Raw genomic sequence first — 15,002 nt, forward strand, 5'->3', positions numbered from 1 at the left:
CGACGCATGAGCGACGGAATCCTCGACGAGGCGTACGAACGGCTGCACCACACCGGTCCCGAGTTCGAGGGCTGGCTCTCCAACCACGGCCCGATGGCCGTCGAGGCGCTGGCCCGGCACGGACACGAGCGACAGGTGCACCGCTGGCTGGACGACTACCTCACCCGACTGGACGAGCTGCCGCGCGGGCTGCGTCCGATCGACGACTGGCGGGCGGCGCTGGGCGACGCGAAGCGGACCGGCGACTGGCTGGCGTACTTCGACCGGCAGTTGCGCGAGACGCCGTGGCGGGACGTGCTCGGCACCTGGTGGCCCCGACTGCTGCCCGGCATCGCCGCGGGCGCCACCCACGGGGTGATCCGGGTCGGGCACGCGGTACGCGCCCTGCACCTGTACGGGGCGAACCCGCCCCGGCTCACCGAACTGGGCCAGGCCCTCGGCTACTGGGCGGCCCGTTGGCAGCAGGTGCCCGGCGCCGACCGGCTGCTCAGCTCGGTCCCGTCGGGCCACCCGGGCACCGCTGAGCCGGACGTGGTCGCCGCGCTGGCCGGGCTGCCCCGCATCGACGACCGGACCGGGGGCATCCGCGAGCGGTTGGGGCGGCTGGTGAGCGTACCCCGGTGGGAACCGGCGCTCACGGCGCTGCGCCCCGCGCGGACGCCGGCTGAGGCGGAGCGCGGGCTCCACACGCTCGTGTACCGCGCCGGTCTCGACTACCTGCGCTTCGGGCACGCCGAGCCGGTCATGCTGGTGCACGCCGTGACGGCGCCGACCGCCGTGCTGCGTACCCTGCCGGCACTCGACCGGGGGCTCTGGGCGCCGAGCTTCGCCGCGGCCTGGGCCGCGACGGCGGCCGTGACCTCGGTGTACGCCTCGAGCGACGCGGTGAAGCCGCCGTCGGTGACCGCCGGGACCCCGGAGGAGGTCTTCGCCCGGGCGGTCCGGCACGGCGACGAGCACGTGGTCAAGCTGGCCGACGCGGTCCTCGATGCCCACGCGGCCACCGGTGACCAGCGGTTGCTCGACGCCGCCGGCTACGCCGTGCAGTTGATCTGAGCCGCGCGGGGCGGATTACGGCGGCGCGTCCGGCCGCGCTGGCCTAGCCTCGGCAGGATGTGGCCTCGGATCGGTGACCTACGCACGCTCGCCCTCGGCACGCCGGGCGAGCTGCGGACGACCCTGAACACGTTGGTGCTGGCCGGAGTGAAGACCGCGACCGCCGGACGGCTGGCCGAGTACGCGCAGGAGGGCGAGGAGCTGGAGCAGGTCGGCGAACGGTTGGCGCTCGTCGACGACGACGACGCGTTGGCCGGCATGGTCGAGATCACCGGTGTCGACGTGGTCCGCTTCGGCGACGTGCCCTGGGAGTTCGCCCGCGCCGAGGGCGAGGGCGACCGCTCGATCGAGGAGTGGCGGACGGGGCACGCCGCCTACTGGGCGCGGCTCGGCACCCCCGTCGACGACGACACCCCGATCGTCTGCCTGCGCCTGCGGCTGGTCTCCGGCGGCGAGGGCGGCGTAGCCACCGGAGACCTGGGCACCTGAGCCGGCGCTATCCGCGCAGCTCGGGCAGCAGTCGGGTCGCCACGTCGACCAGGACGGCCTCGTCGCCGGCGTACCAACTGCTGGCGCGCGGCCAGTGCGTCACCACGTCGGTGAAGCCCAGCTCCGCGGCCCGACCGACCTGGTCGGCGAAGAACTGCGCGCTGGTCAGCGAGAACACCGGCGCGGAGTCCAGCAGGAGGTAACGGTCCAGCGTCACCGGGTCGCGGCCGGCCTCGGTGAGCGTCCGGTCCATCCGCTCGGACAGCGTCGAGACGCTGGTCCACCAGCTCGCCAGGTCGTTGTCGTCGCCGGTGCCGGTGGTCACCCACCCCTGCCCGAAGCGGGCCACCAGCCGCATCGAGCGCGGCCCGTTGGCGGCCACCACGAACGGCACCCGGGGCTGCTGCACGCAGCCGGGGTTGTTGCGGGCGTCCACCGCGGCGAACCAGTCACCCCGCCAGGTGGTGCCGTCCTCGCGCAGGATCAGGTCGAGTAGTTCGGTGAACTCGGCGAACCGGTCGACCCGCTGGCGCGGCGGCAGCGTCTCGCCACCCAGCACCGCCGAGTCGAACCCGATCCCGCCCGCACCGAGACCGAGCAGCAGTCGACCGCCCGACACGTCGTCCACCGTGGTGATCTGACGGACGAACGCGGCCGGATGGCGGAAGTTCGGCGACGCCACGAGCGTGCCCAGTCGAATCCGGGACGTCACGGTGGCGGCGGCGGTCAGCGTGCTCATGGAGTCGAACCACGGGCCGTCGACCAGGTCCCGCCAGCCCAGGTGGTCGTACGTCCACGCGTGGTCGAAGCCCCACTCTTCGGCCTGCCGCCAGCGGTGCTGCGCCTGGCTCCAGCGCTGGTCCGGCAGGATCACGATGCCAATCCGCATGATCGCCAGCCTACCGGGACTCTAATGTGATCCAGGTCACAGGTAACCCCCGTAGGGGCGTCCTGCTCGGCTCCGACCTCGTTGCGAGCAGGCACCCGAGGGGTGCCGCCCGAGCAGAGGAACGAACGCATGACGAAGGTGACCGCACAGTTGTCCGTCTCGGTCGACGGGTTCTACGCCGGCCCGCAGTTCGACGGCGACGGCGACTGGATCGACTCGGCCGAGGCCGCCGGCTTCTTCCGGATCACCCGCTGGGCCACCGAAGCGGCGGCCTGGCGCGAACGACAGGGCTTCGCCGGCGGCGAGCGGGACGCCAACTCCGACGTGATGGCCGAGACGTTCGAGGCGGCCGGCGCGTACGTCATGGGTCGGCGGATGGCCGACGGCGGCGAGGTGCCGTGGGGCGAGGAGCCGCCGTTCCGCGCACCGGTCTTCGTCGTCACCCACCGACCCCGCGAAACCCTGCTGCGCGGCGGTGGCACGAGCTTCACCTACGTGACCGACGGAGTGGCCAGCGCGGTCAAGCAGGCGCGAGCCGTGGCCGGCGGCAAGAACGTCGCCGTGGCCGGCGGCGGCGGCCTCGTACGACAGGTACTCAAGGCCGGCCTGCTCGACGAGTTGGAGCTGCACGTCGTGCCGGTCGTGCTCGGCACCGGCCTGCGGCTCCTCGACGCCGACCTCGACCTCGGCGACAAGGAGGCGATCGAGCTGACGCCCACCCGGGTGATCCCTACGCCGCAGGTCACCCACATCCGGTACGTCGTGGACGGTCGCGCCCCGCTCGTGCTCGACGACCGGGGTCGCGGCGGCGGACCGACGGCGACCACCAACTGACATCGGGGAGTTCCCATGCCACAGCTACTGCGGGTGCAGTGCTTCAACGTCTCACGTGACGGGTTCGGCACCGGGGAGGGGCAGAGCCTGGAACGGCCCTTCGGCCACGCCGACCCCACCGCGCTGTTCTCCTGGCGTGCCGCCACCGCCAGCTTCGTCTACCGCGCCGAGCCCGGCGGAACCCGCGGCCTGGACGACTACCTGACCCGCGACGCCGAGCACAACATCGGCGCGGAGATCATGGGCCGCAACAAGTTCGGCCCCCAGCGTGGGCCCTGGGAGAACCACGAGTGGCAGGGTTGGTGGGGAGACAACCCGCCGTTCCACACGCCGGTCTTCGTGCTCACCCACCACGTACGGCCGTCGTTCACCCTCGCCGACACCACGTTCCACTTCCTCGACGCCAGCCCGGCCGAGGCGCTGGCCCGAGCGAAAGAAGCGGCCGACGGTCGGGACGTACGCCTCGGCGGCGGGGTGGCGACCATCCGCGCGTTCCTCGACGCCGACCTGGTCGACACGATGCACATCGCCGTCGCCCCCGTCGACCTGCACCGGGGCGAACGGCTGTGGGACAGCCACACCGACCTGCTCGACCGCTTCCACCTGGACACGGTGCCCAGCCCCAGCGGCGTCACCCACCTGCTGTTCTGGCGGCGGTGACGCAGCGCGAACTTCTCGAACCCGGCGAGCCAGCGGAAGGCGAAGAGGCTCAGCATGTCTCCCCCAAAGGCGCACGGCGGCAACGTCACGAACGAGGGTTCGAGATGCCTTTGCCGGACGGGGTCGATCGGTCGCGTCGTACCGACAGGTCCCCGTCGAGGGCTGACGGTGTCCTCGACTCCTGTCGAGCTGCCCCAGATGTGGGGCTGAGCCAGGGCGGGCCAGGCCAGGCCGGGGCGGGCCAGGCCAGGCCGGGGCGGGCCAGGCCAGGCCGGGGCGGGCCAGGCCAGGCCGGGGCAGGGCAGGGCAGGGCATGGTGGAGACGACCGCCGATCCGGTAAATTGACATACATTGATTGATACGGTCCGCTGACGGCGCCCGTATCCCCCGGCTCACCCAGGAGGACCCTCTTGCGTACGCTCCTGACCCTCGCCGCGGCCGCCGTCTGCGCCGCCGGTGCACTGGCCGTCCCCGCAGCGGCGGCGCAGGCCGATCCGGCCGACGGCTGCGCCGGTACCGTCCAGCTCTAGTCGCTCACCTTCGACCCGCCGCGGGGGGCTCCGGGCCAGGCCATCACCGCCACGGCCCTCGGGCAGAACTGCACCGCCCAACAGAAACAGTTCTCCACGGTGATCTACGCCCGGTTCGTCGGCTCCACCCCCGGCCTCCCCACCGGCTGCCGGGCCCTCGACCCGCTGCCTGGCCGGGCGGTCACCGTCGATCCGGGCGCGACCTTCAGCTGGAGCATGGGTTACCTGGTGTCCCCCGGCTGTACGGCCACCGGCCTGGAGGTCACGGCCCGGGTCGGGGACGACGCCACCGGCACCCTGCTCACCCGGACCGACACGGTGCCGATCGGCCCGCCGCAGGCGGCGCCCTGCACCGTGAGCTACCGCACCGGGAGCGAGTGGCCGGGAGGCTTCACCGCCCAGATCACCATCATGAACACCAGCACCGCGCCGATCAACGGTTGGACGCTCAGCTTCACCTTCCGCGGTGACCAGCACATCGCCCAGTCCTGGTCCGCCACCGCCCAGCAGAGCGGTGCCACCGTCACGGCCCGGAACCTCAGCTACAACCCCCTGGTGACGCCGGGCGCCTCGGTGGTCTTCGGCGTCCTGGGCACCTGGCAGGCCAGCGACGCGGTGCCGATCGCGTTCACGCTCAACAACGTCAACTGCGCCACCGGGTAGCCCGCGCACCGGACCGCGGGGCATCTGGGCGCCCAGGTGCCCCGGGGGTCACCTGCGGCATACCGGCAACACGCTCGCGTCGCGGGCACCCGGGGCGAGCCTGCGCGACGTCATGGCGCGGATGGGGCACGACAGCCCGCGTGCCGCGCTGATGGCCCATCCCTGTTTCAGCATGACCTAGAACCACGGAAGCCCTGGCGGGACATCTGTCCTGACCAGGGCTTCCGTACGTGGAGCGGGTGACGGGAATCGAACCCGCACTGTCAGCTTGGGAAGCTGATGTTCTGCCATTGAACTACACCCGCGGGCGGCACCACTGTACCCGAGTCGTCGCAGCCATGCACCCAACCACCCCCACGCGCCGACCGCCCCCGCTCCTGCCCGAAGAAGTTTCCAGACGGCAACATATGACCGTTCTCAAATGCATCGATGAGTTGTAACGTCGGCCACACGTTCCCAGCCACGGCGTGACACACCCCCTGCCGCGCCGCCAGAAAGAGGTGGGCCCATGGGACTCCGTCCCAACCTGCTGACCCGGCGCGTCGCCGGTGTCGCGTCGACAACTCTCGCGCTGCTGCTCAGCACCGCTGCGGTGGGCGTCGTTCCGGCCGCTTCGGCCTTCTCCTCAGCACCGGGTGGCGCCTGCGCGCAGCCGGTCGACAGCCACGCCAACGCCCGGGCGAAGCCCGGCGCGGGGGCCCTGCACGAGCCGAACGAGCTGACCGCCAAGCAGGTCCGCGAGCGGGACGCCGACCTCGCGGCGGCGCTGCGCGAGCGGGCCAACTACCGGGCCGGCGCCGGCGCCACGACGCTGGCCGCTACGGTCACCATCCCGGTGGTGGTGCACGTGATCCAGGAAAACAGCACTCGGGCCGGCGGAAACATCCCCGACTCGATGATCACCTCGCAGATCAGCGTGCTGAACCAGGCCTACGCGGGTGGGACCGGCGGCGCGGCCACCGCGTTCGCCTTCCGACTCGACTCGATCGACCGGGTGACGAACCCGTCCTGGTATCCCATCGTCGACGGCTCGTCGGCGGAGCGGTCGATGAAGTCGTCGCTACGGGTGGGCGGCAAGAACACGCTCAACATCTACCTCGGTGAGTTGAGCGACGACCTGTTGGGCTGGGCGACCTTCCCGCAGCGCAGGCTCAGCAGCATGGATGGCGTGGTCGTGCTGAACGAGTCGCTGCCGGGCGGCACCGCCACCAACTACAACCAGGGCGACACCGGCACCCACGAGGTCGGCCACTGGCTGAACCTCTACCACACCTTCCAGGGTGGCTGCGGCGGCTCAGGTGACGGCGTCAGCGACACCCCGGCCGAGGCGTCGCCCGCGTACGAGTGCCCGACCGGCCGGAACACCTGCTCGGCGGCCGGCCTGGACCCGATCACCAACTTCATGGACTACACCTACGACTCGTGCATGTACCAGTTCACCGCGGGTCAGGCGAGCCGCATGCTGACCGCGTGGAACGCGTACCGCGCGGCCTAGCTCCTCGCGTACACCAGGTGCCGGCTCCGTCACGACGGAGCCGGCACCGGCGTCTCTGCCCCCAGGGCCGTGGTCAGGCGGCCGTGCACTGAACGTCGCGGCTGCGGCGGGTCGGGCGCGTCTGCGGTACGGCCGCGGGCGCGGCCGCCGCGGGCGGGGTCTGCGGATCGAGCCAGACCTGGACGGCCGGACGCCCCACGGCGATGCCCAGGCCGTGCTGGTCACGACGGGTCAGCATCGCCACGTCGACGGTGAACTCGAACAGCCGCCAGTCGGCCCGCGGCTCGGCCCGAGCGCTCTGCGCCAGCCGGGCCACCCGGACCGGATCGGTGACCGGCCAGGCGTGACCCGCCACGTACGCCTCGTCGTCGCTCTCCTCCGGAGGGAACGAATGCAGCGCGTATCGGCCGTCCCGTTCGAGGTCCCGGCGCTTCGGCGAGTCGATGATGAAGCAGAACAGACCCTCGTCGGTGATGACCGGGGAGACCGGATGGACCCGGGGCCCACCGTCGGCACGGACCGTGGCCAGATAGCCGAAGCCCGGCCCGTACTGCTGCAGGAGAACGCGGATGCCGTCGGCGAGGCGGGGCTCGTCGACGGCGAAATCGGACCAGGAAGCCATGCGAGCATTCTATCGAACAAATGTACGAGGAGCGACCTCGACACGCTGGTCACCGCCCACCTCGCTATGGTGGTCCGATGCTGCTCTCCGACCGTGACCTGGTCTCCGAGATCAAGGCCGGCACGCTGGGCCTGGAGCCGTTCGAGCCCACCCTGGTCCAACCCTCCAGCATCGACGTACGACTCGACCGGCTGTTCCGGGTCTTCAACAACCATCTCTACACCCACATCGACCCGGCCATGCAGCAGGACGACCTGACCTCGGTGGTCGAGGTGCCCGACGGCGAGCCGTTCGTGCTGCACCCGGGAGAGTTCGTGCTCGCCTCGACGCTGGAGGTGATCTCGCTCGGCGACCAGCTCGCCGGCCGACTGGAGGGGAAGAGTTCGCTGGGCCGCCTCGGCCTGCTCACCCACTCAACCGCCGGGTTCATCGACCCGGGCTTCTCCGGGCACGTCACGCTGGAGCTGTCCAACGTGGCGAACCTGCCGATCACCCTCTGGCCGGGTATGAAGATCGGTCAGCTCTGCATCTTCCGGCTCTCGTCGCCCGCCGAACACCCGTACGGCTCGGTGGTCTACGGCTCGCGTTACCAGGGTCAGCGAGGCCCGACGCCCAGTCGCTCCTGGCAGAACTGGCGTGCCTGGCCGACGCGCTGATCCGCCCTTGCGATGTAAGGAAGGGCCCCCTTCTATACCTGAGGCGTTAGAAGGGGGCCCTTCCTTACACCTCAGCCGGGGCGGCCGTAGCTGTGGATGGGCCCGTCGTCGACCTTCTTCATCTTGACGGGCACACCGGCCTGGGAGGCGTGCACCACCCAGCCGTCGCCGACGTACATGCCGACGTGGTGGATGTCGCTGTAGTAGAAGACCAGGTCACCGGGGCGCAGCTCGCCCTTGCTGACGTTCTTGGTCACCCTGCTCTGCGCGGCGGCGTTGTGCGGCAGCGACACACCAGCCTTCGCCCAGGCGGCCAGCATCAGCCCGGAGCAGTCGTACGAGTTCGGACCCTCGGCGCCCCACACGTACGGCTTGCCGATCTGGGCGCAGGCGAACTTGACCGCGATGCCGGCACCGCCACCCGGGTAGCTGGCCGGGCAGGGCGCGGGACGCAGCGAACCGCCGCCGCCGTTGCCGTACACCTTGAGGCGCAGCTTCTGTAGCCGGTCGATCTCCTCGTTGATCTGCTTCTTCTTCGCCGCCAACTGGGCCTCGGTGCGGGTCAGCTGGACCACCATCTCGTCCAGCGGCGCCTTCTGCCGGGCCAGCTCGTTGCGCAGGTCGGCGACCTGGCGGACGTCCTCCTGCTGGTTGTGGGCGAAGCGGTCGAGCATTTCGAGCTGACCGACCATCTCACTGGGCGACCGGCTGCCGAGCATCGTGTTGACGGTCGACAGGTTCTCACCCATGTACGCGCGGACGGCCAGCGCGCTGACCTTGTCCATCGCGGCGTCGACCTGGCGCTCCAGCGGCGCGATGCGGGCGGCGAGCGTGTCGGCCTGCTTGCGCTTGAGGGCCAGGTCGGCTCGGGTGGCGTTGTGCCGCTCGATGATCGGTTCGAGCTTGTTCCAGTCGTCGTCGATCTGCCGTTCGATCTCGGCGACGGACGGGTCGGCGTGGGCCACCGTGGCGCTACCGGTCAGGACGACGGCGACGCCGACCAGGGCGGCGAGGGCGGTGGTGAAGCGGGACCAGCGTGGACGCGGCACGATCGACGTCGGGTCGGCCGGGGCCGACCGTCCGGACGACGGCCGCGGGGCTTGGAGGGCCACCGGGTTCCGTACTCCTTCTTCCTGACCGCCTACCGGGTTAGCTGACGGGTTCGGGCGGGAAGTGGGCGCCCTACCGCAGGAACTGCGGATTCACCCCGAGGAACCTGGGTCCCCGGCTCGCTCGCGAGCGACTCGGCGGTGTCGGTCCGTTACCGCCCGGGGTGGGCAGACCTGCTACCGGGCCGACGAATGACCAGAGTAGAGACGGCCGTTACCGATCCGCAACCCGTGCGGCCGTGACACTCCGTACCGATTGCGGCGGGCCATCGAGCGGACGTGAAGATTTCCTTCCGTACGTTTCGAAACATAGAAAGGTATTGACGTGGGCTCCCGAGCAGGACGAAGGTGACGGCACCGACACCAGTTCACATGTAGGGGGTTCGATGAAACGTCCGACCCTGCTCGCCGTCGCGCTCGTCACCGCCACGGCGGCCGTACCGCTGCCCGCCGGCCCGGCCACCGCGGCCCCCGCCGCCGACCGCCAGCAGCAGTACGCCGCCGCGGCGACCGAGTACGGCGTACCCATCGACGTACTACTCGGCGTCTCCTACCTGGAGTCCCGCTGGGACAGCAATGCCGGCACGCCGAGCACCAGCGGCGGCTACGGCCCGATGCACCTGACCGACGCCCGGCACGTGGCCGCCCTGCCCCGGGGCGGTCACCACGACGCCCCGGGAGAGGATCCGCGCGGCGACGAGTCCCGTCGTCCTCTCGCACCGGCGCCCGCCACCGGCAACGCGCCGCCCAGCGCCGCGCTGCAGACCGTGGACGCCGCCGCCGCGCTCACCGGCGCCACCGCCGAGGCGCTGCGCACCGACCCGACGACGAACCTCCGGGGTGGGGCGGCGCTGCTGGCCGCGTACCAACGGGAGGTCGGCGCCCCGGTCGGAGTCGGCACCGACCCGGGCACCTGGTACGGCGCGGTGGCCCGATATGCCGGCGCGGACAGCGCCGATGCCGCGGCGGCCTTCGCCGACGAGGTCTTCACCACGATCGGCGCCGGCGAGACGCGGGTGACCGACGACGGCCAGCGGGTCACGCTGCCGGCCCAAGCGGTACGACCCGAGCGGTCCTGGCTGGACCGACTGGGGCTGCGGCGACTCGCCCGCCCGGACGGGTTGGAGTGCCCGAGCACCGTGTCCTGTGAGTGGATCCCGGCACCCTACGCGGCGTTCGGCGACGGCGACTACGGCAACCACGACCTGTCCGACCGGCCCGCCCGGCAGAAGATCGAGTACATCGTCATCCACGACACCGAGGCGAGTTGGGCGACCACCCTGCAACTCGTCCAGGACCCGACCTACGTGAGCTGGCACTACTCGCTGCGCTCGGTGGACGGGCACATCGCCCAGCACGTCCGCACCAAGGACGTCGCCTGGCACGCCGGCAACTGGTACGTCAACGCCAAGTCGATCGGGCTGGAACACGAGGGCTTCGCCGCGCAGGGCACCTGGTACACGGAGGCGATGTACCGCACGTCGGCGAAGCTGGTGCGGCACCTCGCGCTGCGGCTGGGCATCCCGCTGGACCGCCAGCACATCATCGGCCACGACAACGTGCCCGGCACCACGGCGGCGACGGTCCGCGGGATGCACTGGGACCCGGGGCCGTACTGGGACTGGACGCACTACTTCGACCTGCTGCACGCCCCTCGGCTGGACACCGGCACCCCGGCCACCGGGCTGGTCCGGATCGACCCCGACTACGCGACAAACCAGCCGGCGTTCACCGGATGCGTCACCCCGGGGGCACCGTGCGCGCCCCGCGGTTCCTCGTCGGTGGTGCTACGCACCGCGCCGGCTCCGGACGCGCCACTGGTCAACGACATCGCGCTGCGCCCCGACGGCACCCCGAACACGATGGACGTGTCGGACCACGGTGCCCGCGCGTCCGCCGGCCAGACGTACGCGCTGGCCGGTCGACAGGGCGACTGGACGGCCATCTGGTACCTCGGGCAGCGGGCGTGGTTCCACAACCCCGCGTCCGCGCCAACGGCCACCTGGACGGTCGGCATGGTGGTCACCCCGAAGCCCGGCCGGGCCACGATCCCCGTCTACGGGCGGGCGTACCCGGAGCAGGCGGCCTACCCGGCCGGCGTGCCGTACCAGGCGATCTCACCGTTGCAGTACACCCTCGCCGCCGGCCAGCGGTACGCCGTCGGCGCGGTGCTGCCCGGCGAGTACTACCGGGCCAGCACGTTCGACGGCTCCTCGCCCGGCGACTGGACGGTGATCCGGGGCCAGAACCGGTACGCCCAGATCCAGTTCGGCCACCGCGTCATGTACGTCGACCTCGCCGACGTGCAGTTGCTGCCGTCCCCGGTGGGCGCACCCCGCTGAGGAACCACGACGGCCCCCGGTCGAGGTGACCGGGGGCCGTCGTCGTGCGTGCTGGGGATCAGCCAGGTCGGCGGAACCCGGCGACCGGCATGGTGTTGATGCTGGACACCTGCACCGGTTTACCGGCGCGTGGCGCGTGCACCATCTGGTTGTTGCCCAGATACAGCCCGACATGACTCAGGCCCGAGTAGAAGAAGACCAGGTCACCGGCACGGGCGTCGGCGCGCGAGACGGCCTTGCCCTCGTTCCACTGATCACCCGTGTGGTGGGTGAGGTAGATCCCGGCCGACTTGTAGGCGTACTGGGTCAGGCCCGAGCAGTCGAACGAGTTCGGGCCGGTGGCGCCCCAGACGTACGGATCGCCGACCTGCTGGCAGGCGGTCTTGATCGCCTTCCGCGCCGCCACAGAGACCACGCCGTTGATGGTCGGGCAGCCGGCGGTCTTGACCGTGGTCTTGGGCATCGACGCTTCGAGCTTCTTGATCTCGGCGTCGATCTGCTTCTTCTTGGCCGCCAGCTCGCTCTGCTGCTTGGTCTGGGTGGCGATCAGCGCGTCCAGCTTCTGCTTCTCGCCGTCGTACTTGGCCCGGACGGCGAGCACACCCTCAACCTGCTTGCGCTCCTGGGAGGCGAGCCGGTCGAGGAGGGTGAGCTGCTCGGTGAGCGTGTCCGGCTTGGCGCTGACCAGCAGCGCGCCGATCTCCTGCGAGGGGCCCGACATGTAGTAACGGGAAGCGAGGTCGCCGACCCGGTTGAGTGCCAGCTCGCTCTGCAGGGCCAGCGGCTCGATCTTCTTCTGAAGCTCAGACGACTTCTTGCGGTTGACGGCGAGTTGCGCCCGCACCTTGTTGTACTTCTCGATCGTGGGCTCCAACTCCTCCCACTTCTTGTCGATCTGCGCCTCGATCTCGTCGACCGTCGGCTCGGCCTGCGCCGGCACGGCGATCATGCCGGCACCGACCGCGGCGGCGGCGACCAGCACGATCAGGCGACGTGCGACCCGGCGCAGACCACGCGGTCGAACGGGCGACCCTGGTGCGTGACGATGAGGGGGCATGGTTGCCACCGGCACCGACTCCTTTGCAACCGACCGCCGGGCGCCTCGCGTGAGGGAAGGGCCGAGGCAGACGACCCACAGCGGTCGGTGCACCACATTAGGGAAGCGCCGGACCGAATTCAAGGCGAGCCGAGTCACCGTCACTGTCGCGCAACCACTTGCACACCAAGGGTGTTGGTCAATTAACCAACGATTGCGGTCAATACATCATCGAGCGTCACCACACCGAGAGGTCGGCGCCCGTCACTGACCAGCACCATGTGCCGCCGTTCCCTGCGCATGGCCAGCAGCAGATCGGCGAGCGTACGGTCCGGCGGGACCACCGCCAACGGCCGGTAAACCGCCTCCGGCACGGGGGCGCGGCGGCCCTGCCCGGCGTACCCGAGCACGTCCTTGACGTGCACGAAGCCCAACACCCGCCGGGTGGACCGCTGCACCACCGGAAACCGGGACCGGCCGGTACGGGTCGCCAGCACCTCCAGCGACGCCGGTGAGACGTCCTCGGCGACCGTCGTCACCGTCGACCACGGTTGCAGGGCGTCCGCCGCGGTACGGGTGTGCAGGGCCAGAGCGCCGGTGATGCGGGCGTGCTCCTCGGCGTCGAGCAGCCCCTCCGTACGCGCCTGCGACACCAGGCCCGCCAACTCCTCGGCCGTGAACACCGTCTTCACGGCCTCCGTCGCCTCGATCCGCCAGAGGGCCAGCACCCGGCGGGCCGCCCACTTCATCGCCAGCAGCAGCGGCTTGGTGGCCACGCAGAACGCCAGCATGGCCGGGCCCAGCCAGAGCGCGGAGACCTCCGGACCGGCCAGCGTGATGTTCTTGGGCACCATCTCGCCGACCACCGTGTGCAGGAAGACGACGACACCGAGCGCGAGCACGAACGCCACCGGATGCACCGCGCGCTCGGGCAGACCGACGGCGTGGAACGGCGACTCGAGCAGATGGGCCAACGCCGGCTCGGCGATCGCGCCGAGGCCCAGCGAACAGACCGTGATGCCGAGCTGCGCGCCGGCGATCATCAGCGGGATCTGGTTCATCGCCGACAACGCCCAGCGGGCCCGCTTCGAACCGGCTGCCAACGGCTCGATCACCGTCCGCCGGGACGCGATCAGCGCGAACTCGCTACCCACGAAGAAGCCGTTGCCGAGCAGGAGCAGCACGGCCACCAGCAGCTCAGTCATCGGCGTCCGGCTCCGCCGGTCGCAGCACCCGGACCTGCTCGATCCGGTGCCGCTCCACCTCCACCACGGTGAACTCCCAGCCGTCGGCGTCGACCGTCTCGCCGGGCAGCGGAATGTGCCCGAGCCGTGCCAGCAGGAACCCGGCCAGCGTCTCGTACGGCCCCTCGGGCAGCCGGAAGCCTGTCTGCTCGACCAACTCGTCGGAGCGCAGCACCCCGTCGACCAGCACCGTGCGCTCGCCGCCCGGAACGGTCAGCTCGAACGGCTCGACATCGTCCACGCTGGCCGGGTCGAACTCGTCGGCGATCTCGCCCACCAACTCCTCGACCAGGTCCTCGATCGTCACCACGCCATCGGTGCCGCCGTACTCGTCGACGACGATCGCCAGGTCGGCCCCGGCCGCCTTCAACGCCGCCAGCACGCCGTCCAGGTCCAGGCTCTCCGGCACGTACACCGGCTCACGGGCCACCGCTGCCACCACCGTCGACGCCCGCGCGGCCAGCGGCACGCCCAGCGCGTCCGGCACGCCCGCCACGCCGGTGACGAGGTCGAGGGTCTCCTCGTACACGGGGAAGCGGGTCCGTCCCGTCCGCCGGGACTCCTCCAGCAGCTCGGCCACCGTCGCGGTGGCCCGTAGCGCGACCACGTCGACCCGCGGGGTCATCGCCTCGGCCGCCCGCTTGTCGCCGAACCGGATGGTGCGCCGCAGCAGCATCGCCGTGTCCGGCGGCAGCGCGCCCGCGCGGGCCGAGATGGCGGCCAGCAGCCCGAGTTCCTCCGGCGAGCGGGCGCTGGCCAACTCCTCCTGCGGCTCCACGCCGAGCGCACGGACCAGCCGGTTCGCCGAACCGTTCAAGCCCCGGATCAACCAGCCGAACGTCCGGGAGAAGGTGTGCATCGGCCCGGCGGTGGCCAGCGCGGCGGGCATCGGCCGGGCCAGCGCCGCGTTCTTGGGCACCAGCTCACCGAAGAGCATGGACAGGAGCGTCGCCAGGGCCAGCGCCAGGAACGGGGTGAAGCGCTCGGTGCTCTCCCCGGCCACGGGACGCAGCAGCGGGGTGAAGATCCGGGCCAGCGCCGGTTCGGCCAGGTAGCCGGTGAGCAGGGCGGTGATGGTGATCCCGAGCTGCGCCCCGGAGAGCTGGAAGGACAGCTCGCGCAGCGCGGTGCGTACCGTCCGGGCGGCCTCGTCGCCGGCGGCGGCCCGCCGGTCGATCTCCGCGCGGTCGACCGTGACCAGGGCGAACTCGGCCGCGACGAAGAACGCGTTGCCGGCGGTCAGCGCAACGAACCCGACCAGCGGCAGCAGCGTCATCAAGAGCAGGCCGTCGATGTCCCCTCACCTCGGCGAGATTCTTGCACGGCGGCGACGGCCCCTGCGGGCCGCCGCCACCGATGTTCGGAACCGAGGGGTA

General features: G+C 71.2%; 14 protein-coding genes, 1 tRNA gene, 1 pseudogene and 1 riboswitch. Of the genes and pseudogenes, 9 read left to right on the forward strand and 7 right to left on the reverse strand.

The annotated features are described in order from the left end of the window. Window positions 1–6 precede the first annotated feature (6 nt). Together ACIBTX_RS04755 and ACIBTX_RS04760 are read left to right on the forward strand one after the other, a co-directional pair. Complete coding sequence (locus ACIBTX_RS04755; protein WP_396832046.1) at window positions 7–1,056, forward strand: questin oxidase family protein; 1,050 nt, start codon at window positions 7–9, stop codon at window positions 1,054–1,056. A gap of 57 nt (window positions 1,057–1,113) precedes the next feature. Further along, window positions 1,114–1,545 (forward strand): ASCH domain-containing protein, encoded by a 432-nt coding sequence (locus ACIBTX_RS04760; RefSeq protein WP_357129497.1) that lies wholly within the window; start codon window positions 1,114–1,116, stop codon window positions 1,543–1,545. A 7-nt stretch (window positions 1,546–1,552) separates the two neighbouring features. Here the strand turns inward: ACIBTX_RS04760 and ACIBTX_RS04765 are convergent, their stop codons facing one another. Continuing rightward, window positions 1,553–2,434 (reverse strand): LLM class flavin-dependent oxidoreductase, encoded by an 882-nt coding sequence (locus tag ACIBTX_RS04765; protein ID WP_357171703.1) that lies wholly within the window; start codon window positions 2,432–2,434, stop codon window positions 1,553–1,555. 129 nt (window positions 2,435–2,563) lie between these two features. On the opposite strand from ACIBTX_RS04765, the gene ACIBTX_RS04770 reads away from it, so the two are divergent. The 4 genes and pseudogenes from ACIBTX_RS04770 to ACIBTX_RS04785 all read left to right on the forward strand — a co-directional run. Beyond that, entirely contained in the window at window positions 2,564–3,268 is a 705-nt protein-coding gene (locus ACIBTX_RS04770; RefSeq protein ID WP_357392159.1) for a dihydrofolate reductase family protein, read from the forward strand. Window positions 3,269–3,283: 15 nt separating this feature from the next. Then, window positions 3,284–3,928 carry a dihydrofolate reductase family protein gene (locus tag ACIBTX_RS04775; protein ID WP_363660109.1) on the forward strand — a complete coding sequence of 215 codons (645 nt, stop codon included), beginning with the start codon at window positions 3,284–3,286 and terminating at the stop codon, window positions 3,926–3,928. Window positions 3,929–4,558: 630 nt separating this feature from the next. Further along, window positions 4,559–5,122 (forward strand): cellulose binding domain-containing protein, encoded by a 564-nt coding sequence (locus ACIBTX_RS04780; RefSeq protein ID WP_396832047.1) that lies wholly within the window; start codon window positions 4,559–4,561, stop codon window positions 5,120–5,122. Between the two features lie 46 nt (window positions 5,123–5,168). Next, a pseudogene (locus tag ACIBTX_RS04785) lies at window positions 5,169–5,276 on the forward strand (site-specific integrase); the annotation flags it as partial. A gap of 77 nt (window positions 5,277–5,353) precedes the next feature. Here ACIBTX_RS04785 and ACIBTX_RS04790 read toward each other — a convergent pair. Further along, window positions 5,354–5,427, reverse strand: a tRNA-Gly gene (locus ACIBTX_RS04790). Window positions 5,428–5,630: 203 nt separating this feature from the next. Between ACIBTX_RS04790 and ACIBTX_RS04795 the strand changes: the two genes are divergently transcribed. After that, a complete protein-coding gene (locus tag ACIBTX_RS04795; RefSeq protein WP_396832048.1) occupies window positions 5,631–6,617 on the forward strand; it encodes a zinc metalloprotease in 987 nt (328 codons plus the stop codon). A gap of 73 nt (window positions 6,618–6,690) precedes the next feature. Here the strand turns inward: ACIBTX_RS04795 and ACIBTX_RS04800 are convergent, their stop codons facing one another. Then, a complete protein-coding gene (locus ACIBTX_RS04800; RefSeq protein ID WP_357129478.1) occupies window positions 6,691–7,239 on the reverse strand; it encodes a pyridoxamine 5'-phosphate oxidase family protein in 549 nt (182 codons plus the stop codon). A 77-nt stretch (window positions 7,240–7,316) separates the two neighbouring features. On the opposite strand from ACIBTX_RS04800, the gene dcd reads away from it, so the two are divergent. After that, a complete protein-coding gene (gene dcd / locus ACIBTX_RS04805; protein WP_266247661.1) occupies window positions 7,317–7,895 on the forward strand; it encodes a dCTP deaminase in 579 nt (192 codons plus the stop codon). A gap of 71 nt (window positions 7,896–7,966) precedes the next feature. On the opposite strand, the gene ACIBTX_RS04810 is transcribed toward dcd, so the two are convergent. Continuing rightward, complete coding sequence (locus ACIBTX_RS04810) at window positions 7,967–9,007, reverse strand: NlpC/P60 family protein (RefSeq protein ID WP_396832049.1); 1,041 nt, start codon at window positions 9,005–9,007, stop codon at window positions 7,967–7,969. 12 nt (window positions 9,008–9,019) lie between these two features. After that, window positions 9,020–9,155: riboswitch (cyclic di-AMP (ydaO/yuaA leader) on the reverse strand. Window positions 9,156–9,390: 235 nt separating this feature from the next. Here ACIBTX_RS04810 and ACIBTX_RS04815 point away from each other — a divergent pair. Next, a complete protein-coding gene (locus tag ACIBTX_RS04815) occupies window positions 9,391–11,346 on the forward strand; it encodes an N-acetylmuramoyl-L-alanine amidase (RefSeq protein ID WP_396832050.1) in 1,956 nt (651 codons plus the stop codon). Between the two features lie 58 nt (window positions 11,347–11,404). Here ACIBTX_RS04815 and ACIBTX_RS04820 read toward each other — a convergent pair whose 3' ends face one another. From ACIBTX_RS04820 to ACIBTX_RS04830, 3 genes are all read right to left on the reverse strand, one after another. Beyond that, on the reverse strand, window positions 11,405–12,418 hold the full coding sequence (locus ACIBTX_RS04820; protein WP_396832051.1) for an NlpC/P60 family protein: 1,014 nt from the start codon (window positions 12,416–12,418) through the stop codon (window positions 11,405–11,407). A gap of 167 nt (window positions 12,419–12,585) precedes the next feature. After that, window positions 12,586–13,587 (reverse strand): hemolysin family protein, encoded by a 1,002-nt coding sequence (locus tag ACIBTX_RS04825; protein WP_357129467.1) that lies wholly within the window; start codon window positions 13,585–13,587, stop codon window positions 12,586–12,588. Then, entirely contained in the window at window positions 13,580–14,902 is a 1,323-nt protein-coding gene (locus tag ACIBTX_RS04830) for a hemolysin family protein (protein ID WP_357129464.1), read from the reverse strand. Before ACIBTX_RS04830 ends, ACIBTX_RS04825 begins: the two co-directional genes overlap by 8 nt. Window positions 14,903–15,002 lie beyond the last annotated feature (100 nt).

The sequence above is a fragment of the Micromonospora sp. NPDC049359 genome (assembly GCF_044466585.1).
GTDB lineage: Bacteria > Actinomycetota > Actinomycetes > Mycobacteriales > Micromonosporaceae > Micromonospora.

Bases quoted from the DNA above. Each gene is read 5' to 3' on its own strand.
- ACIBTX_RS04755 (WP_396832046.1), top strand. From the start codon at position 7: ATGAGCGACGGAATCCTCGACGAGGCGTACGAACGGCTGCACCACACC.
- ACIBTX_RS04760 (WP_357129497.1), top strand. From the start codon at position 1,114: ATGTGGCCTCGGATCGGTGACCTACGCACGCTCGCCCTCGGCACGCCG.
- ACIBTX_RS04765 (WP_357171703.1), bottom strand. From the start codon at position 2,434: ATGCGGATTGGCATCGTGATCCTGCCGGACCAGCGCTGGAGCCAGGCG.
- ACIBTX_RS04770 (WP_357392159.1), top strand. From the start codon at position 2,564: ATGACGAAGGTGACCGCACAGTTGTCCGTCTCGGTCGACGGGTTCTAC.
- ACIBTX_RS04775 (WP_363660109.1), top strand. From the start codon at position 3,284: ATGCCACAGCTACTGCGGGTGCAGTGCTTCAACGTCTCACGTGACGGG.
- ACIBTX_RS04795 (WP_396832048.1), top strand. From the start codon at position 5,631: ATGGGACTCCGTCCCAACCTGCTGACCCGGCGCGTCGCCGGTGTCGCG.
- ACIBTX_RS04800 (WP_357129478.1), bottom strand. From the start codon at position 7,239: ATGGCTTCCTGGTCCGATTTCGCCGTCGACGAGCCCCGCCTCGCCGAC.
- dcd (WP_266247661.1), top strand. From the start codon at position 7,317: ATGCTGCTCTCCGACCGTGACCTGGTCTCCGAGATCAAGGCCGGCACG.
- ACIBTX_RS04815 (WP_396832050.1), top strand. From the start codon at position 9,391: ATGAAACGTCCGACCCTGCTCGCCGTCGCGCTCGTCACCGCCACGGCG.
- ACIBTX_RS04825 (WP_357129467.1), bottom strand. From the start codon at position 13,587: ATGACTGAGCTGCTGGTGGCCGTGCTGCTCCTGCTCGGCAACGGCTTC.
- ACIBTX_RS04830 (WP_357129464.1), bottom strand. From the start codon at position 14,902: ATGACGCTGCTGCCGCTGGTCGGGTTCGTTGCGCTGACCGCCGGCAAC.